Source organism: Mesorhizobium sp. LCM 4576, assembly GCF_001854815.1.
GTDB lineage: Bacteria > Pseudomonadota > Alphaproteobacteria > Rhizobiales > Rhizobiaceae > Mesorhizobium > Mesorhizobium plurifarium.
Map to the genome: position 1 here is coordinate 18,555 of NZ_MDDT01000068.1, position 25,318 is coordinate 43,872.

Annotated in this window: 30 protein-coding genes; 11 read left to right on the forward strand and 19 right to left on the reverse strand. The window is 63.3% G+C overall.

Annotated features, from left to right (window positions below; all coding sequences use genetic code 11):
* Positions 1-48: 48 nt before the first annotated feature.
* Positions 49-891, reverse strand: a complete 843-nt coding sequence (locus LCM4576_RS31065) for a LysR family transcriptional regulator (RefSeq protein ID WP_198540343.1) — start codon at positions 889-891, stop codon at positions 49-51.
* Positions 892-995: 104 nt separating this feature from the next.
* On the opposite strand from LCM4576_RS31065, the gene LCM4576_RS31070 reads away from it, so the two are divergent.
* Both LCM4576_RS31070 and LCM4576_RS31075 read left to right on the forward strand, forming a co-directional pair.
* Positions 996-2,018, forward strand: a complete 1,023-nt coding sequence (locus LCM4576_RS31070) for a permease (protein ID WP_083361589.1) — start codon at positions 996-998, stop codon at positions 2,016-2,018.
* 254 nt (positions 2,019-2,272) lie between these two features.
* Positions 2,273-2,494, forward strand: a complete 222-nt coding sequence (locus tag LCM4576_RS31075) for a hypothetical protein (protein WP_040980336.1) — start codon at positions 2,273-2,275, stop codon at positions 2,492-2,494.
* A gap of 190 nt (positions 2,495-2,684) precedes the next feature.
* Here the strand turns inward: LCM4576_RS31075 and LCM4576_RS31080 are convergent, their stop codons facing one another.
* Positions 2,685-3,410 carry an outer membrane protein gene (locus tag LCM4576_RS31080; protein ID WP_083361586.1) on the reverse strand — a complete coding sequence of 242 codons (726 nt, stop codon included), beginning with the start codon at positions 3,408-3,410 and terminating at the stop codon, positions 2,685-2,687.
* 505 nt (positions 3,411-3,915) lie between these two features.
* Here LCM4576_RS31080 and LCM4576_RS31085 point away from each other — a divergent pair.
* Positions 3,916-4,779, forward strand: a complete 864-nt coding sequence (locus tag LCM4576_RS31085) for an AraC family transcriptional regulator (protein WP_157901249.1) — start codon at positions 3,916-3,918, stop codon at positions 4,777-4,779.
* Positions 4,780-4,862: 83 nt separating this feature from the next.
* Here the strand turns inward: LCM4576_RS31085 and LCM4576_RS31090 are convergent, their stop codons facing one another.
* From LCM4576_RS31090 to LCM4576_RS31150, 13 genes are all read right to left on the reverse strand, one after another.
* Positions 4,863-5,810 carry a S1/P1 nuclease gene (locus LCM4576_RS31090; protein ID WP_157901250.1) on the reverse strand — a complete coding sequence of 316 codons (948 nt, stop codon included), beginning with the start codon at positions 5,808-5,810 and terminating at the stop codon, positions 4,863-4,865.
* 212 nt (positions 5,811-6,022) lie between these two features.
* On the reverse strand, positions 6,023-6,307 hold the full coding sequence (locus tag LCM4576_RS31095) for a hypothetical protein (protein ID WP_040980340.1): 285 nt from the start codon (positions 6,305-6,307) through the stop codon (positions 6,023-6,025).
* A gap of 82 nt (positions 6,308-6,389) precedes the next feature.
* Positions 6,390-6,803, reverse strand: coding sequence for an MAPEG family protein (locus LCM4576_RS31100; protein ID WP_040980342.1), 414 nt, complete (start codon positions 6,801-6,803; stop codon positions 6,390-6,392).
* Positions 6,804-6,887: 84 nt separating this feature from the next.
* Positions 6,888-7,373 (reverse strand): SRPBCC family protein, encoded by a 486-nt coding sequence (locus tag LCM4576_RS31105; protein WP_071036204.1) that lies wholly within the window; start codon positions 7,371-7,373, stop codon positions 6,888-6,890.
* The gene (locus LCM4576_RS31110; RefSeq protein ID WP_071036205.1) at positions 7,370-7,687 is read right to left on the reverse strand and encodes a helix-turn-helix transcriptional regulator; all 318 of its coding nucleotides are present in this window, start codon (positions 7,685-7,687) and stop codon (positions 7,370-7,372) included. Before LCM4576_RS31110 ends, LCM4576_RS31105 begins: the two co-directional genes overlap by 4 nt.
* A gap of 138 nt (positions 7,688-7,825) precedes the next feature.
* Positions 7,826-8,149 carry a DUF2934 domain-containing protein gene (locus tag LCM4576_RS31115; RefSeq protein ID WP_041010895.1) on the reverse strand — a complete coding sequence of 108 codons (324 nt, stop codon included), beginning with the start codon at positions 8,147-8,149 and terminating at the stop codon, positions 7,826-7,828.
* Positions 8,150-8,266: 117 nt separating this feature from the next.
* Positions 8,267-9,376 (reverse strand): mandelate racemase/muconate lactonizing enzyme family protein, encoded by a 1,110-nt coding sequence (locus tag LCM4576_RS31120; RefSeq protein ID WP_071036206.1) that lies wholly within the window; start codon positions 9,374-9,376, stop codon positions 8,267-8,269.
* A 52-nt stretch (positions 9,377-9,428) separates the two neighbouring features.
* Complete coding sequence (locus tag LCM4576_RS31125) at positions 9,429-11,867, reverse strand: FAD-dependent oxidoreductase (protein ID WP_071036207.1); 2,439 nt, start codon at positions 11,865-11,867, stop codon at positions 9,429-9,431.
* A gap of 144 nt (positions 11,868-12,011) precedes the next feature.
* Complete coding sequence (locus tag LCM4576_RS31130) at positions 12,012-13,010, reverse strand: L,D-transpeptidase (protein WP_071036208.1); 999 nt, start codon at positions 13,008-13,010, stop codon at positions 12,012-12,014.
* A 338-nt stretch (positions 13,011-13,348) separates the two neighbouring features.
* A complete protein-coding gene (locus LCM4576_RS31135; protein WP_071036209.1) occupies positions 13,349-13,633 on the reverse strand; it encodes a DUF982 domain-containing protein in 285 nt (94 codons plus the stop codon).
* A 27-nt stretch (positions 13,634-13,660) separates the two neighbouring features.
* Positions 13,661-13,963: a DUF982 domain-containing protein gene (locus tag LCM4576_RS31140; protein WP_071036210.1), complete on the reverse strand. Its 303-nt coding sequence runs from the start codon at positions 13,961-13,963 to the stop codon at positions 13,661-13,663.
* A gap of 197 nt (positions 13,964-14,160) precedes the next feature.
* Positions 14,161-14,400 carry a hypothetical protein gene (locus LCM4576_RS31145; RefSeq protein ID WP_041009317.1) on the reverse strand — a complete coding sequence of 80 codons (240 nt, stop codon included), beginning with the start codon at positions 14,398-14,400 and terminating at the stop codon, positions 14,161-14,163.
* 536 nt (positions 14,401-14,936) lie between these two features.
* Entirely contained in the window at positions 14,937-15,824 is an 888-nt protein-coding gene (locus LCM4576_RS31150; protein WP_071036211.1) for a transcriptional regulator GcvA, read from the reverse strand.
* A gap of 132 nt (positions 15,825-15,956) precedes the next feature.
* Here LCM4576_RS31150 and LCM4576_RS31155 point away from each other — a divergent pair, with 132 nt between their 5' ends.
* The 5 genes from LCM4576_RS31155 to LCM4576_RS37860 all read left to right on the forward strand — a co-directional run bounded on the left by LCM4576_RS31155 (position 15,957) and on the right by LCM4576_RS37860 (position 18,710).
* Positions 15,957-16,418, forward strand: coding sequence for a VOC family protein (locus tag LCM4576_RS31155; RefSeq protein WP_071036212.1), 462 nt, complete (start codon positions 15,957-15,959; stop codon positions 16,416-16,418).
* A 32-nt stretch (positions 16,419-16,450) separates the two neighbouring features.
* Positions 16,451-17,197 carry an SDR family oxidoreductase gene (locus LCM4576_RS31160; protein WP_071036213.1) on the forward strand — a complete coding sequence of 249 codons (747 nt, stop codon included), beginning with the start codon at positions 16,451-16,453 and terminating at the stop codon, positions 17,195-17,197.
* 154 nt (positions 17,198-17,351) lie between these two features.
* Positions 17,352-17,684, forward strand: coding sequence for a hypothetical protein (locus LCM4576_RS31165; RefSeq protein WP_127235462.1), 333 nt, complete (start codon positions 17,352-17,354; stop codon positions 17,682-17,684).
* 349 nt (positions 17,685-18,033) lie between these two features.
* Positions 18,034-18,429 (forward strand): cupin domain-containing protein, encoded by a 396-nt coding sequence (locus LCM4576_RS31170; protein ID WP_071036214.1) that lies wholly within the window; start codon positions 18,034-18,036, stop codon positions 18,427-18,429.
* A gap of 26 nt (positions 18,430-18,455) precedes the next feature.
* The gene (locus LCM4576_RS37860) at positions 18,456-18,710 is read left to right on the forward strand and encodes a zinc-binding dehydrogenase (RefSeq protein WP_071073032.1); all 255 of its coding nucleotides are present in this window, start codon (positions 18,456-18,458) and stop codon (positions 18,708-18,710) included.
* On the opposite strand, the gene LCM4576_RS31175 is transcribed toward LCM4576_RS37860, so the two are convergent.
* A complete protein-coding gene (locus LCM4576_RS31175) occupies positions 18,684-19,217 on the reverse strand; it encodes a hypothetical protein (RefSeq protein ID WP_071036215.1) in 534 nt (177 codons plus the stop codon). The genes LCM4576_RS37860 and LCM4576_RS31175 overlap by 27 nt on opposite strands.
* A gap of 79 nt (positions 19,218-19,296) precedes the next feature.
* Between LCM4576_RS31175 and LCM4576_RS31180 the strand changes: the two genes are divergently transcribed.
* Positions 19,297-19,827: a cupin gene (locus LCM4576_RS31180; protein WP_071036216.1), complete on the forward strand. Its 531-nt coding sequence runs from the start codon at positions 19,297-19,299 to the stop codon at positions 19,825-19,827.
* Between the two features lies 1 nt (position 19,828).
* Entirely contained in the window at positions 19,829-20,440 is a 612-nt protein-coding gene (locus LCM4576_RS31185; RefSeq protein ID WP_071036217.1) for a dihydrofolate reductase family protein, read from the forward strand.
* Positions 20,441-20,461: 21 nt separating this feature from the next.
* Here LCM4576_RS31185 and LCM4576_RS31190 read toward each other — a convergent pair whose 3' ends face one another.
* The 3 genes from LCM4576_RS31190 to LCM4576_RS31200 all read right to left on the reverse strand — a co-directional run bounded on the left by LCM4576_RS31190 (position 20,462) and on the right by LCM4576_RS31200 (position 22,695).
* The gene (locus LCM4576_RS31190; RefSeq protein ID WP_071036218.1) at positions 20,462-20,821 is read right to left on the reverse strand and encodes a hypothetical protein; all 360 of its coding nucleotides are present in this window, start codon (positions 20,819-20,821) and stop codon (positions 20,462-20,464) included.
* Positions 20,822-20,951: 130 nt separating this feature from the next.
* Complete coding sequence (locus LCM4576_RS31195) at positions 20,952-21,509, reverse strand: DNA-3-methyladenine glycosylase (RefSeq protein WP_071036219.1); 558 nt, start codon at positions 21,507-21,509, stop codon at positions 20,952-20,954.
* A 37-nt stretch (positions 21,510-21,546) separates the two neighbouring features.
* On the reverse strand, positions 21,547-22,695 hold the full coding sequence (locus tag LCM4576_RS31200) for an amidohydrolase (RefSeq protein WP_071036220.1): 1,149 nt from the start codon (positions 22,693-22,695) through the stop codon (positions 21,547-21,549).
* 439 nt (positions 22,696-23,134) lie between these two features.
* Here LCM4576_RS31200 and LCM4576_RS31205 point away from each other — a divergent pair, with 439 nt between their 5' ends.
* Positions 23,135-25,048 (forward strand): bifunctional diguanylate cyclase/phosphodiesterase, encoded by a 1,914-nt coding sequence (locus LCM4576_RS31205; protein ID WP_244510965.1) that lies wholly within the window; start codon positions 23,135-23,137, stop codon positions 25,046-25,048.
* Positions 25,049-25,318: the final 270 nt, after the last annotated feature.

A 25,318-nucleotide genomic window follows, 5' to 3' on the forward strand; every position in this document is an offset into this window, starting at 1 on the left:
TCTCCAGCACGCACGAAACCCATGGAATTGTAGGCCGCTCAAACGGCCTCACTTTCTTTCGAACGTTCGAAAGATGATCGCAGCCAACTTGTCTGCTAGCCGTCGGGGAACCGTCGATGAGCCGCTGAGCACCAGATGCGTTTCGCCCAGCTGGGGCAGCCTCTCATCGACCAACATCCTGATCCGATCCGTCAGCGTGCTTTGTGGCAGTACGCCGACCGCGGCCCCAGCAGCGATCGCGGCCCGAATCCCCGAGACGCTCTGACTGGTGCAAACGATCTGATAGTCCAGTCCGGATTTCCGAAGAAGATCCAGACAGCGTTCCCTCCACCAGCAAGCCTTATCGAACAACGCCACAGGCAGGGGGCGCCGGGTCTCGACACTGTGGAAAGCAGAGCCGGCCCACACGGCGCGCTCGCTATGAACAACGACGTCGTCCGCTGAGACGTGCTCCGGCGAGTGCAGAGCGAGATCCAATTCGCCGGCAGCAAGCGCTCGCGGAAACTCCATGCTCGAACTGCATCGCACAAAAATTCGCGCCGTCGGCTCCTRCTCCGTGAAGGTGGCCAGAATAGACGGTAGAGCCGTGTCGCCATACTCCTCGGGTATGCCGAGGCGGATCTCCTCCTCGACCGGCGCTCCACGCAGATCGGCTACTACCTGGTTCAGCATTTCGCCAACGTCGCGGGCGACGGGCAGCAACCGCTCGCCGGCAGCAGTCAAGACGACCCCGCGGCCATGCCTTTCGAATACACGCTGCCCGATGGCGTTCTCAAGCTTCTGCACTTGAAGGCTGACTGCGGACTGAGTCCGGAACAGCCGAGCTGCGCCGCCACTCAGGCTCCCCGCCTTGGCTACCGTGAGGAACGTGCGCAGCAACTCGCTGTCCAACTGAGCGCTCTTCCCATCGTCCGTACTCATAGCTGATATTTAAGCTATTCGTTTCACATATGGAAGATGGCGATCTATCGATGGCTACCAAAGGGAGTACTGCCATGATCGTCGCGCTTCCGAGGCTTCAACGAAAGCAACTTGTCTTGGTGACCGCAGCTGCAGCGGCATTCGTCGTCGCGCTCACGTGGCCACAAGGGGTCTATGAGACGGTCCATTTCGTCCTGCAGAGTTTCATGGATGTCGCGTTGATGATTGCAATCGGGCTGGTCATTTCAGCGTGGGTTGCGGCCAGTGGAGCGGCGAATATCACCGCGCGGTGGTTCAAGGGCCGGCCTGTCGCAACTGTTTTGACCGCGTCTGCGATCGGCACAGTGATACCTGTATGCGGCGTGACGGTGCTGCCACTCACGACCGGACTCCTTGCATCTGGCGTTCCGCTTGCGCCGATTATGGCATTCTGGCTTTCCTCGCCCGTTACCGGCCCTACCATGCTCACCGCGACCTGGGCGCTGCTCGGTCCTGGATTCGCGATTGGAAAGCTGGTTGCGGCCTTCGCGCTGGGGGTCTTTTCGGGTACGGTGACTGCTCTGTTGGCTCGCATGCAGATGGTCCAAAACCCGTTGCGAGCATCACGCATTAGGCAAGATGGACGGTGTAGCGCGTGCTTCCCAACGGGTGTTTCTTTCAGGATCTGGCGCGACCCGGCGCGCATGCGTGCATTTGGTGAAAATCTCGTTTCCACCACGCGARCCGTTGTGATGTGTCTGACATTTGCCTTTTCGGCAGAGTTCCTGCTGCGCGATCTTCTACCGTCCAATGTCCTTACCGCTTATGTGGGAGTGAACTCTCCTTATGCCATCCCCCTTGCGGTGCTGGTCGGCGCGCCGATGTATCTCGATGGCCTTGCCGCATTGCCTTTGGTTCAAGGTCTGCTTGCTCTTGGYATGTCACCCGGCGCGGCAATGGCGCTTCTTGTTTCAGGGGGTGCGGTGAGCATTTGGGGTGTTATGGCTGTGGCTTTGGTTCTTAGGCCGTCGACCATCGCCCTGTTCGTTGCGCTCGCGGCTTCTGGATCATTGGTCATTGGCTATGTCTTCCAGGTGTTCTGGACATTCTTTTCGTGAGGCAATCTCGTCCTGATCGCTCTCGCTGTTGCCGCCACGGTCAATGTGGGGCTCTGCGCCTGTCTTCTCGCGGTGGTGCGCCGATAGCTTCGTCTCACGGCCCTGCAGCCCGGCCGAACTTTACATTTTTGTAAATTGCCCCTGGTGGCCGGTTCACGATACGGCTGGCCGGCGGCTCGGTTCGCTCATCCACTTGTCGGGCAACAGCACTCCCGGATGAACGGGTCGAACCGCATTCAACTTGGGAGAACGCTATGATTCGCAAGGTTTTGGTTGCAGCTTCGGTTGTTGCGCTGTTCAGCGTGCCGGCATTTGCGGCCACGCAGTATTGGGTGGCAAAGGACACCACCACCAAGAAATGCTCGGTGGTTTCCACCAAGCCCGACGGCAAGAAACTGACCGACGCCGGGACGAAGGCCTACACGTCCCAGGCCAATGCCGAAAAGGCGCTGAAGATGCTCAAGGACTGCAAGTAAGCTTGCTGTCCTAAAATCCGCGCCCGCTTCGGCATGCCGGAGCGGGCTTTTTTCTTCGTCGGGACTGCCTTCCGCTGCACGTCTTTTCACCAGTCGACGCATGTCGCTTAAAATGCGCCGTGGTTTGGCTGRGCGACATGCATCGAACAAGACTCAAAGCGAGTGGCGAATCGGAAAGATCGCGAGGCGCTCAGAAACGGAAATTCACGAAAGCCTTCAGCGTGTGGAAGGCTACGTCGTCCTTGATCGTCAGCCCCTCGCCATTGTCGAGGATCTGCTTCGAGCCAAGGTCCACATAGGCATACTCGGTGCCGAAGGAAATGCGATCGGTGATGGCGTGCTCGAGACCTGCGCCGATCGTCCAGCCGGCGCGTGTCTGCTCCTCGTTGAAGACGGTCGTCCCGCCAACGGTCAGCGTCTGCTCGGTCTTGCCGAAGGCAAGGCCGCCATGGCCGTAGATGAGCGTGCGGTCCCAGGCGTGCCCCAGYCGCCCGCGCACGGTGCCGAGATATTTGACGTCCACTTCGCCATTGAAGATCTCGGCGCCGTCCACCGAGGCCGTGACCGAAGCGCCATAGCTGGATGCGGCAATGTCCGCCACGGCACCGATCACCCAGCGGTTGTCGAACTGCCAGTCATAGCCGGCCTGGATGCCGCCGAGGAAGCCGCTCGCGGAAATCTCGAACGCGCCGTTGATCGGCGGCGGGTTTCCGTCGGCAAAGATCTGCCGCGAGTTGAGGTTCATGTCGCCCACGGYAAACGAACCGAACCCGCCGAAATAGGGCCCCGTCCAGTTGAAGCTCTCCTCTACCGGCGGCGTCGGTGCCGCTTCCGGGGCGAGCGCATCGGCCGCGAATGCGCTGCCGGCGGCAAGAACGATCGCCATGGCGGCCATGGACGTGGGTATGATCTTCATCGGATACGTTCCTCGTTGGATTGCCAATTCAAAAATTGCGTCCACATTCCTTCCCGCTCATGCATGAGCGGGTCTCCGGGGCCGTCAGCCAATTTGCGAAGACATGTCCGCTCACTGCGGACGTGAAAATCGAGTACCGCCCCTTCGACGCAGCGCTACCAGAGAAAATCCAGGTGCGTGTGGCGAATACGGAAGTCAAAATTGCAATAACGGAACAGTTGTTGTTCCAGAATTTCAGTCTTGCAAATTTGTCACACCTAACTCATTTTCAGAAAGCTGAGAGACCATTTTGGATAGGCTCGAACCAGGGCGGAAATGATGGTTCCCAAGCGCCAGCGGGCAGGCAAACGCCAATCGCGGGCAGGCGCCGTCCAACCCCAGGGAGTTTTCGACAGGGAGCACGATGCCGAGCGCTGATCGGGTGGCTACATTCTCGGCGGACGACATTCCCGAAGATCATCGGGACGAGTTCATTCGCGATTTCTACGGTCGCATCCAAATGCGGTTGGACATCACGCCGCGTGCCGACACGCCTCTCAGATTCTCGGCCCGCACCCTGATCCTGCCTGAGATGAATCTCACCAAGGGCACCGTCTCTCCCATGGTCTGGGAGCGCAACAGCGCCCTGATGGCCGACGGCAACGACGATATCATCCTGTCCTGGAACAAGGGCGGCTACCGCTTCACCATGCCTGGGCGCGGCGACTTCAGCACCGATCCCGGCACCGCCGCCATCTTCCCGATGGACYGCCGCTACTCGGTCGCCAGCGAGGATTCGCAATGGACCATGGCGCTTCAGTTCAAGCGCTCGCTGCTGGCCCCGCTGGTGAAGAACCTCGACGATGTGCGTCCCGACAGTCTCGGCCTCACGCTCCCTGCACACCGGTTGCTCTTCGATTACCTCTGGTCACTTCTGCACATGGAGGGGCCTGAGACGCTCGCGCCTCTCGCTTCCCGCCACATCACCGATCTTCTTGCCGTTTCTTTCGGTGGCATGGAGGCCCATACGCATCCCCCCGGTGTCCGCGCGGCCAGGCTCGCGGGCATCAAGCAGCACATCGCCCGAAATCTCACCGATCCCGGGCTCAATGTCAGCCAGGTGTCGCGCAGGTTCGGCATCAGCGAGCGCTATGTCCGCCAGCTATTTGYCGGAGAGGGCACAAGCTTTTCCGACTATGTCAACGGCGAACGGCTCGCCTATGTCCACAGCTGCCTTACCGATCGCYGGCAGTTGCTGCGGCGCATCGCCGACATCGCCTTTGAGGTAGGCTTCAATGAGCCGTCCACCTTCTATCGGCAGTTCCGGCTGCGCTACGGCATGACGCCGACGGAAGTTCGTGCCTTGACCGAGAAGGCCGGAAACAGTTGAAGTGCATGGCGGCGGTTGCCGACATCTTCGCCCGGTGCCGCATCGGTGTGTTTGCCCGCAGCCTGATCTCTACGCGCAGTCGCCTACTTGTCCGCCGCCAGCGTCTCGTTGAGCACGGCGGCCAGATGCAGGCCRCCGAGCGCGAGCTGCTGGATGGCGACCGGCGAGAATGTGTCGAAATAAGCCTGGTCGAGGATCACCGCGTGCGGGTTGTCGGACTTGATCACCGTGCCCTTCGGCAGCGCGCGATAAGCGTCTTCCGCCTTGCCGTGGCATTCGGCCAGCCATTTTTCCGGCGTCTGGTTGGCAGCCGGCATCAGCGTGAGATGCGGGATGACGTCGGTCTCGAGGTCGAGCGCCACCTTGCCCCAGTCATAGTATTTGAACAGGATCAGGCTTGAATCCCACACTGCATGGAAGGTGGTGAGGTCGCGATAGGTCGAGCCGTCCGGCTTCGGCCGGTAGACGTTGAAGCTCACCGTCAGCGTATTGCCGCCCTGGTCGCCCTGGTTGTTGTCCAGGCGCTCGACACAATGCAGCGGCTGCGACAGGTCGCCGACCAGATGGATGACGAAGGCCAGCGCCTGCCAGCRCTCCTCGTCGCTTTTTGCCGGATCGGCCAGGATCTTCTCCTGCGCCGGCAGYGCCCGCATCAGGCAGACGCCGAAGCTTGCATTGTCCTTGCAGTCGCGCGCCGGGTCGTAGGCGGTCGTGCTGGCGGCCGCGTCGCCGGGCTTCGATGCCAGCGGAATGTCGATGAAATGCCAGTTCGACGTTTCCTTGTGGTCGGCGCGATAGTCGTCGGCCCAGCTCGCCACCGAAGCCATCGAGGCGGTGGCCGGCGGCTTCAGCTTCAGATGCGAGCGCAAAAGCTGCTCGATCACGTCATAGGCGTTCTGGCTGAGCCTGTGCTGCGCGATCTCGGCGATCACCGCATGGCCCTCTTGGCCCCAGGCCATCGCCTGCCCGCACATCGCCCCACCCGTCACCGTTGTCGCCAAGCAAAATGCCGCCGCGGCTTTCCACGTCATCGCCTTGCCTCCTCCGGGGTTCGATCCGGAAAGTACAATGGAGACTTGTGACACGGACATGAACAATCTCACTAACGAGATTGTGAGGCGGCTGAGGTAAGCGATTTTCTTATGTTCGGCGGCCGGCGAACACTTTGCCGCGCCCGCACAAGAAAACCGGGCCGGCGAATTGTCCAGCCCGGGCTCTTCCTTCATTCACAGTGACGAGCGCTTCAGTCGCGATGCTCCGGCATCGCCTTCAACTGATCCTTTGTCCAACTGGTGACCGCATGCACGTCGCCGTCCTCGTCGCGCATGAAATCGAGCTGGCTGGCGGTCACGGCCACCGGCTTGGCGCCGATGCCGAGGAAGCCGCCGACATCGATGACGACCTGGCTGCCATGCAGGTGGTCGACCGAGCCGATCTTCTCGTCATCCGGACCATAGATGGTCGCGCCTTCGAGGATGTCGGGGGTTAGCTCGGCATTGGTCAGTCTGACGTGGCTGGTGTGGTCCATGGCGCATCTCCTGTGGTTGTACAGGGGATGAACCTCCGATCGGGTCAAGGGTTCCGCCGACAAAGCGAAAAGCGAGCGCTGCTCAGCGAAGCGCTGCCCACCCCGTCACGAGGATGAGGACAAGGGTGACCAGCGCTCCCGAGACATAGAGGATCGTCCTGACGCTGCCGCCTTTGGCCGCGTTTCCGCCGCGTAGGTAGATGACCATGTGGACGAAGCGTATCGCAAGGTGAACCCAGACAAGGACGGCGAGCGTCAACGGTCCGACGCCGACCATCATCGCCAGCACCGCGGGCACGACGAAGGGGGCGAGCGCCTCGACCGAGTTCATGTGGACGCGGTCGATCCGGTAGAGCGGGTTGTCGTCGTCCGCGGGAATGACCGGACCCGAAAGCTTGCCRGCAAATCCCTTGGACGAGCCGGAATAGACCGCCAGCGCCACCGACAGGAGACAGAGCGCGAGYACGCCGAGGGTGCTCAACCAATAGGCTTCCATTTTCTTCGCTCCTTCCGATCGCTGTGGCCGCTTGGGTTGCGCGCCGCTCCTCGATGCAGGGCGCGCTGCCGTCAGGCCGCGCTGTCAGGCGGCCTGGGCAAAAAGCGCCTGGTACCGCTGCAGGTAGAGCGGCCAGCCCTGATCGCTGTCGACCCCGCCGCGCACGCCTTCCCAGCCCTGGCCATGCCGTTCGATATGGCGATGTTCGATTTCGACGCGGGTGCGGTTTTCCGATTCAGCCGTGAAGCGGACTTCCCACTCGCTGGTGCGGGCGAGGTCCGTTTCGATCTGCCAGCGCGGGCTGATGTCCCAGCTCAGAAGCARCCGGTTCGGCGGGTCGTAGGCGAGCACGCGGGCGAAGCGGCATTYTGAGCCGTCGACGCCGCGATCGTAGACGTGGCCGCCAACCCGCGGCTCGAAGATCGTTTCCGCGATCGGGACGGCGAGCAGATTGTGCTCCCGCGGTTTGAAATTGCCGAAATCCTCGGTGAACACCTTGAAGGCACGCGCGATCGGAGCCGCGACGACGACTGAGTGTTTCACGGGCGCCGGTGCCGGTTGCTTGATCATGTTTCGTCCTCCTTCGGTTGCTCGACGAGCTGCGCGTAGGCTGYGAGCGTCTTCACCCAGAACTGGTCGATCTCGGCCCGGAACGCGGCCAGGCCATCCGGGTCGATCCGGTAGATGCGYTCCTTGCCCGAGCGCGTGTCGGCCACCAGCCCGGCGTCCTTGAGAACCTTCAGATGCTGCGAGACCGCCGGCCTTGTTACCGGCAGCACGCTGGCGAGCCCGCTGACCGAAGAGGGACGGTCGACCAGCAGTTCGAAGATCGTGCGCCGTGTCGGATCGCCGAGCGCCGTCCAGTATTTCGCGTTAGTGATCACTAACGCGAAAGCTACGGCGGTGGGCTTGCCCTGTCAACCCGGATGGAGAGGGCACGCCGCGCGCAGACGCCACGCAGCGTGCCCTGAGGCATGCCGGCGTCCTCGCCGTGGAGCGCAGATAGGTTGGTTGCCGACCTGTCAGCTGCGCCGTTTCGCCTTGAGATTCCGCGCCGCCTGCTCGATCGCCGCGCGGTCGTTGCCCAGCCGGTCGAGCAGCTCCTGCGCCTCGTCGCCCGAGATGCCGGTGCGCATGGCAAGCGCTTCCACCGTCAGCACATCCGTGCTGTCGACCTCGCGCGTTTCGGGCAGCGCATCGCCCGCCGTCAGCGGCAGCGCCGCCTCGCGGTCGATCTCCAGCTCGGCTTGATGCCAATGCCGTTCATGGTTGCCGAGGATACCGCCCTCGCGTTGAAAGATCTCATAGGCGCGCTGCCTGATCTTCTCGGTCCGATCGTCGTCCATCGCAGTTCCTCCTTGCGTGTCACAGGAACGCGGGACAGGGCGGAACGATCCGAACCGTTCACGAAGTGATCGCCGGCACAAATCCGGACCTCCACCGCGCAGGTTTTGCGCGTAGGGTTACGGCCCGTAAATGGCGAYCGGCTTGCCGAACATGCCGGGCTCGGGTTTCACGCCGAGCCCTGGCCGTTTCGGCACGGCGATGTGGCCTTGCTTGATGATCACCGGATGCTTCTGGTCGAAATGGCCCTTGATGTATTCCTGGGCGATCCAGGCGCCTTCCATGCGGCGCGGCTCGACGGTTGCGGCCAGATGCACGCAGGCCGCCGCGATGATGTCGCCGCCCCAGGCATCGTCGCAACTGTGCGGCAGCGAGCGGATGGCGCAGAGGTCGCGCACCGTCGTCATCTTGGTAAGGCCGCCAAGGCGCGTGACCTTGAAACCGAAGCCGTCGGCGATGCCCATCGAGATTGCCCTCAGCACCGCGTTCTGGTCCTCGGTACTCTCGTCGAGATAGACCGGATGCGTCACGCGGCCCTTCAGCGTCGCGATCTCGTCCATGGTGTTGCAAGGTTGCTCGAAGACGAAGGGGATCGCCTGGYAGAGCCGGTCGAGATGGATCGCGGCGRCCACTGTCAGGCCCCGGTTGCCGTCGACCGCGATGCGCGCTCCGTAACCAACYGCTTCCCAGACCTTGTGGACCACGGCGACGTCTTCGTCGAGATTGCGCCCGCCGATCTTCACCTGCAGGCGCGGATAGCCGGCCTTGACCTTGTCGGCGGCGATCCTGGCCGTCTCGTCCGGCGCGCCGACAATCAGCGAATAATAGGCCGGCACGCGATCGGTCAGCGCGCCGCCCAAAAGCGTCGAGATCGGCACGCCGAGCTTTTGGCCGAGCAGGTCTAGAAAGGCCATGTCGAAGGCGGCCTTGGCGTAGCCGTGGCCGTTCAGGCGTTCGTCCATGCGTTTGGCCAACAGCCTGATCGACGCGATGTCCTGCCCGATCAGCCCGGGCGCGATTTCGGCGATCGCGGCGCGGGCGCCGAGCGCATGATGCGGCTGGTAGACCGGGCCGATCGGGCAGGTCTCGCCCCATCCGGCAAAGCCGTCATCGGTCACGATCTCGACAAGTGTCGAGTCCAGCGCCTCCACATCGGCGCTGGCCATCCGGTAGACGCCGCTCTTGACCGGCAATTGCGCCGAATAGACGTTGATCCGATCGATGCGCATACCCGGCTCCCCTCGAGGAATRCATGGACAACGAGGCCTCAARCGGCCCGTCTTACATCCGCGCTCTGGCGGAGGTCGGATCGTAAGGTGAATCCGGAACCACCTCCGCGACCTTCCATTCGCCCAGGATCGCCACGTCGAGCTTCGTGCCAGGCGTGGCAAAGCGTTCGGGCAGCAACGCCAGCGCCACGTCATGGCCGAGCGCGTAGCCATAGCCTCCCGAGGTGATGCGCCCGACCAGCTTGCCGTCGCTATAGAGCCCTTCATGGGCAAGCGTGCTTGCACCGTCGGTGTCGATCCTGAGCGTCACCGAGCGGCGCCGGTCGTTGCGCTCCTTGTATTTCAGCACAGCCTCGCGGCCGACGAAGTCGCCCTTGTCGAGGCGGATGAAGCGCTCCAACCCGCTCTCCAGCGCATTGAGCTCCGGGTTCATGTCGCGATACATGGCGCGATAGGATTTTTCGAGCCGGAGCGATTCCAGCGCGTGCAGGCCGACCAGCCGCATGCCRTGCTTTTCGCCTTCTCTCAGGATCGCGTCGAGCAATTGCCGCTGGTAGGGCAGGGGATGGTAGAGTTCCCAGCCCAGCTCGCCTTCATAGTTGACGCGCAGCAGCCGCACGTCGGTGGCCAGAGCTACGTTGCCGGTCTTCACGCCGAACCATGGGAAGCTTTTGTTGGAAAGGTCGATCTCGGTCAGCGGCTGCAGCACCTCGCGCGCCTTGGGGCCAACCACGGTGAAACAGCCGCGATCATTGGTGACGTTCTTCAGGCTCACGCTGCCGTCGGCGGGAAGCAGTCTCGAAAGATCGTCGAAATTCCAGCGCTCCGCGCGCGGCGTCGAGATCAGGTAGAACAGGTCCTCGCTGAGACGCGCCACCATATATTCCGCCTGCACGCCGCCGCCAGCGGTTAGGTGATGCGCCAGCGTCACCTTGCCGACCGAAGGCAAGCGGTTGGCGATGATCCCGTCCAGCCATCGGGCGGCGTTCGGTCCGGACACCTCGAACTTGGTCATCGGCGTCATCTCGACCAGGCCGACGGCGTTGCGCACCGCCAGCACCTCCTCGCCGACGAGGTTCCCCTTGGGCGTCCAGCGCCAGCTATACTGGTCCTTGGCCTCGACCCCGTCGCGCGCGAACCAGTTGGGCATCTCCCAGCCATTGAGCACGCCCCAGACGGCACCCAGCTCGGTCAGCCGGTCATAGGAGGGTGCGGTCTTTTGCGGCCGTGCGGCGGGCATGTCCTGCCCAGGATATTTCTGCTCCGCATGAGTGCCCCAGGCCTCGCGCACCTTCTCGCGCGTCCATTCCTTGTTGGCGTAGTCACCGAATCGGCGCGGGTCGAGGTCAGACGTGTCGAGGCTGTTGCCGCCCTCGACGATCCGCTCCGACAGATAATAGCCGATCGTGCCGCCCCAAAGGATGCCGCCCGGCACGCCTTCGGCGAGCCAGACATTGGGCAGGCCCCAGGCCGGTCCCATCAGCGGCAATTCGTCCGCCGTCATCTGGAAGGGACCGCGTACATTGGCCTTGATGCCGACGCGCCCGAGCGCCGGAACCARCCGCAAGGCCTGCTCCCAGTTCCACGACACCGCCTCGAAATCCTCTTCCAGCAGGTCGGCGCCGAACCAGGAGGGAACGCCATCCTCGGCAAACAGCTTCAGGTTGGCGGTGCGCTCGTAGGGACCGAACATCAGCCCGTCGCCTTCCTCGCGCAGATAGCCTTCGAACCCCTCGTCGCGCAGGATCGGCATTTCGGGCCGGCCGGCACGCTTGCGCTCCACCACCTCCGGCACTGCTTCGGTGATCCAGTACTGATGCAGGATCGGGATCGCCGGGATATCGAGGCCGAGCAGCGCGCCGGTCTGGCGCGCGTAGTTGCCGGTGGCGCAAATCACATGCTCGCAGGTGATGTCGCCCTGGTTGGTCTCGACCAGCCATTCGCCGCCAGGCGTCCGCTTGAAGCCTGTGACCTCGGTGTTGAGATAGACTTTCGCGCCGAGGTCGCGCGCGCCCTTGGCCATGGCGTGTGTGACGTCGGCCGGCGCGATATGGCCGTCATCCGGATGATAGAGCGCGCCCAGCATTTGCTTGTTGTCGAGCAGCGGCCAGAGCTTTCGCRCTTCGTCGGGCGTCAGCAGTTGCGCCCGCATGCTCTGCACCTCGGCGACGCTCATATAGCTCTTGAACTCGTCGAGCCGGTCCCTGGAATTGGCGATGCGCAACTGGCCGCATTTGTGCCAGCCCACCGRCTGCCCGGTTTCGGCCTCCAGGCCCTCATAGATCTCGATCGTCTTGTTGATCATGCGCCCGACATTGATGTTGCGGGCATAGGAGGGGATGAGCCCCGCCGCATGCCAGGTCGAGCCGGCGGTGAGCTGCGTGCGCTCCAGCAGCGCCACATCGGTCCAGCCGCGCTTGGCCAGACCGTAGAGGATACCCGCGCCGACGCATCCTCCGCCAACGATCACCACCCGCGCATGTGTCTRCATCAAACCACCAATTCCGACCGAGCTGAGRAAGATCGCAGTCGAAGCTACAGGCGGCGATTGGCGCTGTAACGTCTTCAAAAATTAGGGGTCATGATAAGTTGGATTTATGCAGCGGTCTGTGTGCCGGGCTGTGAGCGGCGGCAGTCACTGAGCTTGCCCCTCTTGTGCGGCCTCGTCCTTGAAGTCGACCTTCGTGCCCGGCTTGACCATGGCGGCGAGGTCCTCGGCGTCCCAGTTGGTCATCCGGATGCAGCCATGCGAGAAGGTGGTGCCGATCTTGCCCGGGTCAGGCGTGCCGTGGATGCCGTAGCTCTCGATCGAGAGGTCGATCCACACCGATCCGACCGGATTGTTGGGTCCCTTGGCGATGGTGAAGGGGCGCTTGGTCTTCACCCCCTTGAAGGCGAATTTCGGATTGTAGTGATAGGTCGGATCATGCACCACGCGTTTGACMTCGGCTGCGCCGCTCGGCGCCGGTTTCTCCTCGCTGCCGATCGAAGCGGGGTAGACCGCAATCGCCTTGCCCGACGCATCGAGCGCGCRCACCTGGYKGGATGCCTTGTCGACCTCGACGCCGGCAATCTGTGAAGGCGGATCGCTGCGGCCGACATCGGGCACCACCAGGGTCGTGCCGGCCTTGCTGAATCCCGCGCGGAGGTTGAGCATCCTCAGCAATTGTTCGCTGACATGGAACCGCTCCGCCAGCTTCTCGCGCGCGTTGCGGTAGCCGAGGCGCTTGAGATGCGCCATGCTCTCCATGCGGGCCGGAATGTGCCTGGTGAAGGGGCCGCGCGCATCCTTGGCCGTGACGTCGTATGTCGTCAACACAGGGCCGGCGAAAGTTGCTGCGAGCTTGTCCCAGGTCTCCCGCGTAAGCTTCCCGTCGGAAGGCAGCCCGTTCGCCGCCTGGAAGGCCGCGACGGCTTTGGTAAAATTCTGAGAAACGCGGCCGTCGATCAGGCCGGGGGAGAAGCGGGCGCGATCCAGAAGCACCTGCGCCTTGAGCAGCATGGGGCTGACGCCGTTAGGTTCGCCTTCGCTGAATTGCGCCTGATTGACGGCGTCGGGCTCCAGTCTCGCTGCCTGCGCGACACCGCACGCGAGCGCGAGCGCCGCCCAGATGACAACAAGGAGCCTGATCATCGACGTCACTCCGCAACCGCGACAAGGACCTGCCTCTAAGACGCGGCACGTCCGATCTGGTTCCTGTCGCGGGGAGCACACGAAGGTCATCGTGATATGCGCTTTCCGCCATATACGTTTGAATTTTAAGCTGGAAAGCAGTTCCCAAGAACGCGCATAAGTGGCACTATCGCATAAGGGCCTATGCATTGCCCGATTATATGGCCCCCAGTCCTGGTAACCGGCGGCTCCCCAACGCCCCCCGCCCGCGCCGTCGGTTGCCTCCATTTGGGCGTCAACTATCCAAGCTGGCTTTTTGTCGGAAGAAGGAGGCGGCGTTGCCCGCCGCCTCGGTCACATCAGACATGCTTCGGCTGAGCGCTTCCGAAGATGGGAGGAATGGCGCCATCCTCGATGAGGATGTCCTTCTTGCGAGCAAAGGCGACGAAAACACCCCTCGCTGTTTCTGCATCCACATCTCCGGCCAGGGCGGCCCTGCAAGCACGGATCGCGGCCTTCTGCTCGGGGCTGTTACCGCACCAGTCGATAACAAACTGATAGGCATCCACCACAGTGTTCAACTGGCGCGGAAATCCCATTCCTACCCAGACGCGGATTGGCTTTTCGAACGGTTTGGCAAGCATCGCGAACGTCCTCGATCCGCGATGAAGTTAGGCGGTCAGCCCGCCGSCCTTGGCGCCCTTGCCGATCATCCAGGGCAGGGTGGTGCTCACGTCTTCCTGGATTTTGGCGGACTTGGCGAAACCGCAAAATGCCTCCCTGGCGGCCATCAGCGGAAAGCCGCTGTCGAATGCCCGCTGGCAGGCGCGCAGCGCCGTTTCATAGATCGGTCCGCGCCGGTTCTTGGGCCATTCATAGAGAAATTCCAGGGCGTCTTCGAGGCAGGCGATTTCCTGGATGAGGCTGTTTCCGCTCTTGACGAAAACAGGGCTGTCGAACATCCGATCGTTCATAAGGTCCTCCAAGTCGAACGAACAATTTGAGTTTGAAAGGGGCGGGGATCGCAGCGGTCCGCGCCTCACTGCGATATGGGTTTATGAATTCGAGCCGTCAAGGACTTGGCGGATGCCGTCATGTCCTATTTCGCAGGCCCAACATTCTGCCCGCGATCAGTCGATGAGTCGGTATCCGGGCCGTCGGCGGCGGCACGTCAGCGACTGGGATTGAGCTTTTGAATACGCCCCTTGTCCAGCCGGAACACGCCGTCCGTACCGCCTTGCTGCTCGAAGTCGGTTTGAAGCTCATCCCACGTACCGAGATATGCGCCGCACTCGGCGCAATGGATCGGCGTTGTGGGTTGGGCATCGGCCGGGATTTGCAGACGGATGGTGCCGCAAAACGGGCATTCCAGTTTGTGGTCCAGATAATCGCCAGCCATTTTGCCGAGCATCGCGCAATCGGCACGTCTTCGCAAGCGAGGGATTCCGACGAGTTTGCTTCAGCCGRCTCGATCTGCGAAACCGCCAGTCGCCAAATGCCTTCACCGCCGCGGAGTCCGGCAGAGCATCCGCCGCATTCAGCCGGTCACGYGCGGCCTGAAGCGGACGTCTGAACACGCGCCCTTATGATCCGTGCTTCTCGCAGGAGCGCCGGTCGGTCGCGCCCGACGGCCTTTATCAGCCTCCTGGCTTGAGCGTCGGAGATGCCGGTTTTTTGCTTCAGCAGAATGACGAGCTGCTTGTCGTCAATTCGACCATGGGAACTGCCTTCACCGGGTTCAGTCATTTCAAGGATCCTCCTGTCAACCGAACTGGAAAGATCGTCGAAGGTTTCATCGCGGGGCCTAGCGTTGCTTCACTGTTGCTGTGGGGTTGTCCGCGTGGTGGCCGTCGCGGAAGCTCCGCCAGCTCCCGCTCGTCGTTAATCCCGACCATGTAGTTCGCGATGCCGTCTCAGTCCGAATTTCAGCTGCCCGGAGCCCGCCCGTTAAAGCGGACTAATCTCTTCGAACAGCCAGTCGCGAAACGCCTTTACCTTGCGCTGGCGGATCGCTTCCGGCGGATAGACCAGATAGAAGCTGGATACCGCCTTGAGCGCGTGATCGAACGGCCGCACCAGCCTGCCGGTGGCGAGATCGGCGGAAACCAGCATGGTGCGGCCGAGAACCACGCCTTCGCCCTGTACGGCCGATTCCACCGCGAAGGTGGCGGAATCGAAGGTGAGCCCGCTGTTGGGGTCGACGCMTTCGACGCCGGCGCTRGCAAGCCACGCCGCCCAGTCGATGCGGTAGCCGTCGCGGATCAGCGTGTGGTGCTTGAGGTCCTGCGGGTGCTTGAGCGGATGCGGGCCTTCCAAGAGCTTCGGGCTGCAGACCGGAAACACCTCCTCGCCGGTGAGGAACTCCGAGGTCAGTCCGTGATAGTGGCCGGCGCCGTAGCGGATCGCGACATCGATGCCGTCGCCGCGGAAATTGGTCAGCCTGCCGGTAGTCGAGACGCGCACATCGATATCGCCATGCGCGCGGTGGAAACGATAGAGCCTCGGCACCAGCCATTTTCCGGCGAAGCCGTCCGAGGTGCTGACGTTGAGCGTCGACCCGGAATGGCGCGAGGTCGCCGTTTGCGTCGCCAGTGCGACCTGGTCGAGCGCCTCGCGCACGGCAACCGCATAAGGCTCGCCGACAGGGGTGAGCCGCACGGAACGCGTCGCGCGCTCGAAGAGCTGCACGCCGAGCTGATCCTCCAGATGTTTTATCGCCCGGCTGATCGCGCCATGCGTGAGGTTGAGCTCATCGGCGGCCCTGGAAAAATTCAAATGCCGTGCGGCTGCCTCGAAGGCCGGCAAGGCGTTGAGCGGCGGCAGTCTGCGGGTCATGGCGAAGTCATTTGTGAGCTATGGTAACAAATACTTGCCAAACTTTGGTTTGTCCGTCGAGCTTTTTCCAGCCAAAAATCCTCACAGAATTTGTGATCAACGCTCACTTCAGGGCAAGCCTGCGAGGACATCATGGCCACCGTTCATCCCTTCCTCTGGTTCAACCTGGACGCAGAAGCCGCGCGCGACTTCTATCTGTCCGTTTTCAGGAACARCCGCGCACTGCAAACCATCGAGTTCACCGACAAGCCRCACGCGATCTTCGACTTCGAACTCGAAGGCCAGCGTTTTACGGCACTCAACGCCGGCGGTGTGCCGCCGTTCAACGAGCGCATCTCGCTTTACATCGAGACGAAGGACCAGGCGGAGACCGACTATTTCTGGAACGCGCTGACCGCCGGCGGYGGCTCGGAACAGCCCTGCGGCTGGCTGAAGGACAAGTTCGGCGTCTACTGGCAGGTCATCCCGAGTGAGGCCTTGCGCCTGATGAACGACCCGGACCGCGTAAAAGCCGACCGGGCGCGACAGGCGATGTACTCGATGAGGAAGATCATCCTCGCCGACATCGAAGCGGCCCACGCCGGCCGCGCTTGATTTCCCGCATCACTCAAGGACAGAGAAGACCCATGACCAGTCTCCCTATGACTTCACTCAATGGAAAGAAGATCATTGTCGTCGGAGGCAGTTCCGGCATCGGCTTCGGCGTCGCGGCGGCTGCACTGGAAAGCGGTGCAGAGGTGGTGATCGCCGGCCGTTCGGCGGACAAGCTGAAGGCTGCTGAAAAGCGTCTGGGCGGGGCAGGGCGCGTGACGGGCGTCGCCGCCGACATGGCCAATGAGGCGGACGTCTCCCGCCTGTTCGAGCAAGCCGGCTCCTTCGWTCATCTGGTGGCGACGGCCGGCACGCCGCCGCCCAATTATCCGATCGGCGAAACCGACATGGATTTCGTGCGCGGCTTCGTCGACGGCAAGCTGATCGGCGCGGTGATGCTGGCCAAGCACGCCGTGCGCACGCTGAACACGGGCGGCTCGATGATCTTCACCTCCGGCATCAACAAGGACCGTCCGCCGGTCCCGGGCGGCTCGGTGGTTTCGGCGGTCGCCGGTTCCTTTACCTATTTCGCCCGGGCGCYGGCCCTGGAACTCGCGCCGACCCGCGTCAACATCGTCTCGCCCGGCTGGGTCGACACCGAGATGTGGGACGAGATCGTCGGCGAAGCCAAGGCAAGCTATTTCGAGCAGATGGGCGGCCGGATCCCGGCCGGCAGGATCGCCAGGCCCGCCGACATTGCGCCGGCCTATCTCTATCTGATGCAGAACGAATTCATGACCGGCGAGACCGTCCATATCGACGGCGGCCAGCGGCTGGTGTGATCGGAAAGGCCGGACCTCTGTCTGAGGATCCGGCTTCGCCCATCGCCTTCCATCAGCCTCCCCGCCAGACCCTCGCTGAACGTAGCGTTTCCCGCGGAACGCTAATATACATGACGCTCGAATGAGCAATGCCTCCGCCTCGTCGAGGAATGCCATGCGAAGGGTCATCGTTGCCGCCATGTGCCTTGCCGCCGCGACAGGCGCCAACGCCCATGACTGGTACGAAAACAAGGTCGATCCGGTAACGAACTTCAAGTGTTGCGGCGGTAAGGACTGCCGCCCCATACCGCAGTCCTCGGTGCAATCCAGGGCAGATGGCGGCTATGTCTATCTGCCGGATGGCTTCAACATCCCGCCGGACCGCGTGCAGGAATCGCCCGACGGCCGATACCATATCTGCGAGAACCACTACGTCATAACCAACCAGCCTTATTTGCGCTGCTTCTTCGCGCCGCGGCTCAAGGTCTCGCGGCTGCTCCCGCGCTAGYCCCAACGCCCACGCAGCACTCGCTTGCGTTTAGGTCTGGTGGGTCAATAGCCCGCCGGACGCTCGGCCTGCGCGTACCCGAAATRGTCCATGATTTCCCGCGCCTCGCCTGTGTCGAAGCGGCAGGCCACGTTGGTTGGCAGCCCGGATCGCCAGTTGCCCCTATAGTCGGTGATCGGCTGGTTCACTTGGGCGTGCCGGCGAGCCGAATGCGGATAAGTCCATGCAGATTGCAACGGCTAATCCGGACAGTGCCGGTGATTTATATAACCGCCAGCGAAACGACTGGAGGGCCCGACGGCAGGCCGTTTCAGATAGAACGCATCTGAGGACGCAAAAGGAGATCATCATGGACATTCTTCGCGCAGGTTCGAGGCCTTCCGGCAAAGGTCCGGCAAATTGGTTCACCGGGACGGTGCGGATCGATCCGCTCTTCAATCCCTTCGACGCGGAGCGCGTGCAGGGCGCGCAGGTCACCTTCGAGCCCGGCGCCCGCACCGCTTGGCATACGCATCCGCTGGGGCAAACGCTGGTCGTCGTTTCCGGCCTCGGCCGCGTGCAGCGCGAGGGCGGCCCGGTCGAGGAAATCCGGCCCGGCGACGTCGTCTGGTTCGCGCCCGGCGAAAAGCACTGGCACGGCGCGTCTCCCGAAACCGCCATGACCCACATTGCCCTCCAGGAGGTCAAGGACGGCAAGGTCGTGGACTGGCTGGAACATGTCAGCGACGCCGACTACGGCGCCTGACCCGATCGACGAAAGGAAAGCAGGAAATGCTCGCAACCATTCTTCACAAGCCCGGCGACGTCCGTTGCGAGGAAGTCGCCGAAGGAATTGCGCGCATCAAGGAACTGACCAATGACATCGGCGCGGATTCGGTGCTGGAATGCGTCGGTACGGGAGAATCCTTCGACCAGGCGCTGGCCTGCTCGCGGCCTGGCGGCAAGTGCGCTACYGCGCGACGATTCTTGGGAGTCGTCGGGTCGCCTGACAGGCCCGCCTCAGTGCGGAGGCACTTCGGTCCATAGGTCTTTGGCAAAGCCGCGCTTGTCGAGAGCCCACGAATTACCGGTAACCACCGCCTTCCCACTCGCGCATTTGTAGGAATAGACGGCTTCGTGACCGGTCGCGAAAGCTGGTACGATGTCGTCATTGGGGTTGGTCTTGCAGAACTCGTCCGCGCCGGGGTTGTCGCGGGCCGCGTTCATTTTCGCGCAGGGCAGGTTGGCGCCGACGAAACAGGCCAGCACCTTGCCGTTCATGCAGCGGTAATTGGCCTGCGTCTGCAGTTCCGATTCCGCCGGCATGCCCTTGGCGCCTGGAAACAGTTTCTTGAACGCCTTGACCGTACCGCCGTAAAGCTCGTGCGAATAGGGGCGGATCGTGTCGTCGTTCTTCATCTGCCGGCAGAGCGTATAGAGGTTCTTCGCAAGCGCCGCGTCAGCGGTCGCAGGCGCCGCCGTGGCGCCGGCGCAAAGGGGCGACAGGAGTGCTGAGGCAAGAAAGCCGATCGTCGAAAGGCGAAATGCAGTCATCGTGATCTCCTTAGGCTGACCGGAGCAAAACGCGCAAGAACCCGTTAGACCAGACGGTAAGATTGCAGGAGCGGCAAAGATGGCGCAACTCGTCGACAAACAGGAGCCTCTAACCTTCCGCTTCGCCGATGATGGGTTGGTGCCCAACCACCCGCGCTGGCCGATGCTCGTCTATCCTGGCGCGGTGCCGCTGCCGGACGACGTCGATCCGGCTGCCGTCTTCGAGGATGTTTTCGCCGCCAATGGCTGGGGCGACAGCTGGCGCAACGGCATCTACAGCTTCGTCCACTATCATTCGCGCATCCACGAGGTGCTGGGTATCGCGCGCGGCGCCGCCGAGCTCCGCTTCGGCGGAGACAACGGCAAGGTGCTCGAGGTCAAGGCGGGCGACGTGGCGGTGCTGCCGGCAGGCACAGGTCACCAGCGCCTGTCCGGCTCGGCCGACCTTCTGGTGGTCGGCGCCTATCCGCCTTTCGGCACATACGACCTGTGCCGGAGTCCCGAGCAGCATGCCGAGGCGATGCGCACCATCCCGACCGTCGGCCGGCCGGACAAGGATCCGCTCTATGGCGGCGACGGCCCGCTGCTGAAAGCATGGAGCGAAAGCTGAAATGGCAAGGATCGTCGCTATCGAGCATCTGACGCTGGACGGTGTCTTCCAGGCGCCGGCACGTGCCGATGAAGACACGCGCAACGGTTTCGAACATGGCGGCTGGGGGATTCCGGGCAGCGACCCGCAGATGCAGGAGGTCATCGGCCGCGCCATGGCCGGCAGCTGGTCGCTGCTCGCCGGCCGGACGACCTATGAAGACCTATTCGAAGGCTGGGTCGTCAGGYAGCCGGCCAGTCCGATGACCAGGGCGCTGACCGGCGCGCAGAAATTCGTCGCCTCGCATGACGCCGCGTATCAAGCGCGCTGGGAAAATTCGACGCTGCTTGCCGGCGATGCCGCGGAGAGGGTGCGCGCGCTCAAGCAAGGTCACGACAAGACGCTGGTCATGTTCGGCAGCGGCAAGCTGTTGCGCGCGCTGATGCGGCACCGGCTTGTCGATGAGCTGGTGCTGATGGTCCACCCGCTGGTGCTGGGCGCGGGCTCGCGCCTTTTCGAGCCCGGACAGGCGCCCTCGGCGCTGAAGCTGTCCAGCCAGATAGCGACCACGACGGGCGTGGCGATCCTCACTTACGCATTCGACGGCAAGGATGCCGCGGAGBGGCCGGAGTAAGACCGGGCTGCGGCCTGGCGCCTACGGATAATGTGTCTTCTTCGGCGCATAGGTCGATGGGTCGAAATCCAGTTCCTTCGGCAGCGGCTGGCTCGAGCACTGCAGATGTATCTGGCGCGCGAGCAGCCGCCGTTGCTGCTGCTCGTGCTCCTTGGCTGCGGCGACGAGCCCCATGCTGTAGGGGCCAACCAGCACGCCGAAACCMCAGCCGGGGTGCTCCTTCTCGCGGGCGGCGTAATCCGAAGCCGCCGTGCGGGCCTGCTGGCATTCCGGTGATGCCCATTTCGGATCCTGCTGCGAAAGCGAGGCGCTATAGTCGACCGGAGAGGACGCACATCCAGCCACTGCCGCGCTCAGCGCGACAACCACCGCAATTCTCATCATTTGAGTCCCTGCTAATTCAGGGCGGACAGTACACGGAACGCGTCTTCTCACAAGCCTGCCGATTGGACTACGCCCGTCTGGCTCGCGACAGGGCCGGGCGAATGAGCTGTGGGCAGCGATAGCCCGCTCAGAACCTGCGGCTGAGATAGGCCGACCCGCCGAGGCCGAAGCGCCACTCGGCTTCCACGCCTTTTGTGAGGCCGATCCGGCGTCCGCTGACGATAGCGGCAGGATCGGTCTGCGATCGAGCAAATTCGAAGGGCGGCGCGGTGAGCGAGAGGCCATTGTGCGAGGCGTCGATACCCAGCGCCTGGCAAAGCTTGCCGGGACCGGAGCAGAGCAGCCTGTCGTCATCCGTTCCGCGCCGCTTGYGCATCGCGGCGATGCCGGATTGCGGCTGGATCRCGCGGATCAGCACCGCGCTGCCCGGCAGGCACACCGCGTTCAGGCACCAATGCAGCCCATAGGAGCGGTACACATAGGCGGTGCCGGGGGCGCCATACATCGGGGCGTTGCGCGGCGTCCGGCCGCGAAAGCTGTGCGATGCGGGATCGTCGGGCCGGTACGCCTCGGTCTCGACGATGATGCCGCCGACACCGGCGAGCCCAAGCCTGACCCCGATCAGCGCGCGTGCCACCACGAGCGCGTCGCGGGCGAAGAAATCAGGCCCGCCGCTAAGCGGCATGGCGACTGGCGTCTATTGGACAGGCCATCATCGGCGTTCAACCCAGCAGATTGCGGGCCGTGCGCATGAAAATCCGCGAACCGATCGGGATCAGGTCGTCGGGGAAATCATAGTCGGGGTTGTGCAGCGAGGGATGGCGCTCGCCGGCGCCGAGGAAAAACATCGCCGACTTCRCATTGTGGCCGAAAATGCCGAAATCCTCCGAGGCGCGCATCGGCAGCATTTCCTCGCTGCGCGAGACACCTTCCTCGTCGAGCGCGCGGTTGAGATGCTCCACCGCGTCCGGCGCGTTGACGCTGGCGACGAAGATTTCGTGATAGTCGAAGCGCACCGAGAGACCGTGCTTTGCGGCGATCTTCGCGGCAAGCGCTTCCGCGGCGGCGACCTGCTCGGCCATGCGCTCATCGCGGCGGGTGCGCAGCGTCGCCCACACTTCCGCATAGCCGGGCGCGATGCCGAACACGGCTTCGCCCATCGAACAATGGGTAACGGTCACCATGCCGAAATCCTCATYGGTGAAAGTRCCTCGCCCCAGCGCGGRCAGCRCCGGCATCAGCTCGCTCACCGCCGGCATTGGCGAGATGCCGGTTTCCGGCATCGAGGAATGCGCGGTCTTGCCTTCGAGCACGATGCGCATGCCGCGCGAGGCGCAGTTGACGGTGCCTGCCTTGAGCCGCACCTCGCCGAACGGCACGCCCGGCAGATTGTGCAGCGAGAAGGCAAAGTCCGGCTGGATCTCGCCAAAGCGCGGGTCGGCGACGACCCCGGCCGCGCCATTGCCGGTTTCCTCCGCCRGCTGGAACATCAAGACGACGCGCCCGCGCGCCGGCCTCTCGCGTCCGAGTTGCCGGCYGAGCGCCGCCAGGATCGCGGTGTGCCCGTCATGGCCGCACATATGCGATTTGCCCGGCACCTGAGAGCTATGCTCGACACCCGAAAGCTCTTCGATCGGCAGCGCGTCGAGCTCCGAGCGGAACAACACCGTCGGCCCGGCCTTACCACTGTCATAGACCGCCGCCACGCCATGCCCGCCGAGCCCCGTCAGCACCTTGTCCGGACCGGTATCGGCGAGGAAGTCCAYCACCTCCTTCGCCGTCTTTTCCTCCTCGTTGGAGATTTCCGGCTGCCGGTGCAGCTTGCGGCGCCATTCGGTCAACTCGATGAGGTCGCGGTTGGTCAGGGTCATGGGTTGGGGCCTCCGGTTGGGCTTTTCCGGTCACACAAACACGACAGGGTTTTTCTCGCGCCGTGCCATGGCGATCAATTCGGATAGGCCATTGGCCTCCGCAAAATCAACGCCCTATCTGACCACCTTCAYCTGCGGCAGGTCGGGGGATGGGCCAAAAGGTTCCATGTCGGCGTTTTTTGCGCGTACAGTTCTTCCTGTCCATCCCGCAGCGCTCCGCAAAGGTCCAGAACCGTTGTCCGATGGTCCGTCTCGATACGGAGCAGCCGCCCGGTTTTCCCACAGCTCCCGGCGTCGGGCGGACTTAATCGGAAAATGCGACGTAAACCGCTGAAATCCTTAACACGATTTTCATCCCGCTCGCCTACCGACTAGGGTCATGGAAAAGCATGGCGAGCGGCTGGTTGCGGTTCCCTCTTCCGAGGGAAGGAGCGGAGCCGTGGAAGCCGGCATCCTGCGCGACCGGCTTGCGGATCTGAGCAAGGGCGTCTTCATCTCGATGCCCATCGGCACGGTGCTCGCGGCCCTGATCCTGGCGGTGCAACTGTTGTCCGGCGGCGGCCTTGCCGCGATGCTGTGGTTTATCGCGATCGCCTCGATAAACGGCGCGCGCGTGGTGCTTGCCGTCGCCCAATCGGGCGCGGCCGACGACAGGCCCAAGGCGGTGGGCGCCCGGCTTTCCCTTTATGGCGCGCTGGCGCTTGCCTCGGGGATCGCCTGGTCGTTTCTGGCGCTGCTGAGCGACGGATACACGACCAGCCAGGCGCCGCTCTATCTCATCGTGCTTGCCGGCATTTCGGCCGGTTCGGTCACCTACGGCACCTGCTACGCGCCGGCTTCGATCAATTTCATCACCCTGCCGCTCCTCACCGCCGCCGGCTGCGTTCTGRCCAAGGGCGGCGTCGAAAATTACGTGCTCGCCTTCACCATCCTGCTTTTCCTCGGCGGCATGATCAGGAGCGCGATGCTCGGGCAATCGCGCTTCCGCGAGACGAGCCGTCTCAAATACGAGGCACGCGAATTCGCCGCCGAGATGGAGCGCAACTCGAGGCGCGATCCGCTGACGAATCTGCTCAACCGCTACGGGCTGGAGCAGGCGATCGCCAGGCTCGGGCTGTCCGACGGCCCGTTCGTCGCAATGCTGATCGACCTCGACGGCTTCAAATCCGTCAACGACACCTATGGCCACACCATYGGCGATGATCTTCTGGTCAAGGTGGCGCGCAGGATCGAGGGTCACGCCCCGGCGGGTGCCACCATCGCGCGTATCGGCGGCGACGAGTTCGTGCTGCTTTTTTCCGCCTGCAGGTCGCGGCAAGCGGCCGGYGAGCTTGCCTCCGCCATCATCGCCGCCATCGCCAATCCGGATCCGGAGCTGAATTCGGTGCGCGTCGGCGCCTCGGTCGGCATCTACCAGTCGGAAAAGCCGCGATTGACCGAGATGCTGCTCAAGGCGGATTTCGCGCTCTACGCGGCCAAGCGCGGCGGCAGGAACGAATATTGCCTCTTCGACGCCGGGCTGGACGCCGCGCTGGAACGCAAGAACCGCATCGAGCGCGATCTGCGTGGGGCTATTGAAAACGGAGCCCTCTGTTCCTGGTTCCAGCCGCTGGTGCGGCTCGACACCAACGCGGTCGTCGGTTTCGAGGCGCTGCTGCGCTGGCATCACGACGTCCAYGGCGCCATCTCGCCGCCCGAGATCGTCACCGCCGCGCGCGAAACCGGCCTGCTTTCGCTTTTGACCGAGACGGTGTGCCTCAATTGCTGCRCCATGATCGGCGAGCTCGTGAGGGACGGACGCCGCGATGTCCGGGTCGCGATGAACCTGTCGCCGCGCGAGCTCGAAGCCGGCAATGTCGACGACATGATCCTGACCGGCCTGAAGGCGAGGAATGTGCCCGCCGCGATGCTCGAGATCGAGATCACCGAGGAGGCGCCGGTCGACCGCGACCGGGTCGACGAAAAGGTCGGGCGCCTGGCGGATGCGGGCATATCGATCGTGCTCGACGATTTTGGCACCGGCTTCTCGACCCTGGTGTCGCTCAAGGACAGGCGCATCCGCAAGATTAAGATCGACAAGGATTTCGTCCGCGACCTCGCGAAATCCGTCGAGGACCAGGCGGTGGTCGAGGCGGTGATCGGCCTCGGCCGGACGCTCGGCATCGAGGTGATGGCCGAGGGCGTCGAGACCGACGCCGACCGCATGATCCTGCGCTCGCTGGGCTGCATGATCGGGCAGGGCTATCTTTTCTCGGCAGCACTCCCCATGCCCGACGCGCTCGCCTTCGACGCCGCTGCCGCTGAGATCATTTTCGAGCCGCTGCGCAATCCCCGCAGCGGCAACGCCGCGTGACTTGCCTGCGCGGGCATTCATCGTAGTTCGGCTGGCAAGCAGCGGCGAGAGGGCAGGGTTAGCCACGTGGAGCGCCCGGGTGGTGGGAAGCGCTCCGATGTCGGGCGTAATCGCATAGGGCGCTCCCCCTCTCCGTCTCGGCGCTGCGCGCCGAGCCACCTCTCCCCCATTTCATGCTAGGCGATTCACACATCTCGTAGGCTCCAGCCCCGTGCGATGGATTGGAAGTACTGAAGGCCGTGGCGGAAGGTAATGGGGCCTGGCGGCTTG

Coding starts and splice junctions, on each gene's coding strand:
- LCM4576_RS31075 (WP_040980336.1), top strand. CDS start 2,273: ATGATTCGCAAGGTTTTGGTTGCAGCTTCGGTTGTTGCGCTGTTCAGC.
- LCM4576_RS31165 (WP_127235462.1), top strand. CDS start 17,352: ATGCGAAGGGTCATCGTTGCCGCCATGTGCCTTGCCGCCGCGACAGGC.
- LCM4576_RS31180 (WP_071036216.1), top strand. CDS start 19,297: ATGGCGCAACTCGTCGACAAACAGGAGCCTCTAACCTTCCGCTTCGCC.
- LCM4576_RS31175 (WP_071036215.1), bottom strand. CDS start 19,217: ATGACTGCATTTCGCCTTTCGACGATCGGCTTTCTTGCCTCAGCACTC.
- LCM4576_RS31170 (WP_071036214.1), top strand. CDS start 18,034: ATGGACATTCTTCGCGCAGGTTCGAGGCCTTCCGGCAAAGGTCCGGCA.
- LCM4576_RS31095 (WP_040980340.1), bottom strand. CDS start 6,307: ATGGACCACACCAGCCACGTCAGACTGACCAATGCCGAGCTAACCCCC.
- LCM4576_RS31115 (WP_041010895.1), bottom strand. CDS start 8,149: ATGGACGACGATCGGACCGAGAAGATCAGGCAGCGCGCCTATGAGATC.
- LCM4576_RS31145 (WP_041009317.1), bottom strand. CDS start 14,400: ATGCTCGGCAAAATGGCTGGCGATTATCTGGACCACAAACTGGAATGC.
- LCM4576_RS31135 (WP_071036209.1), bottom strand. CDS start 13,633: ATGCTTGCCAAACCGTTCGAAAAGCCAATCCGCGTCTGGGTAGGAATG.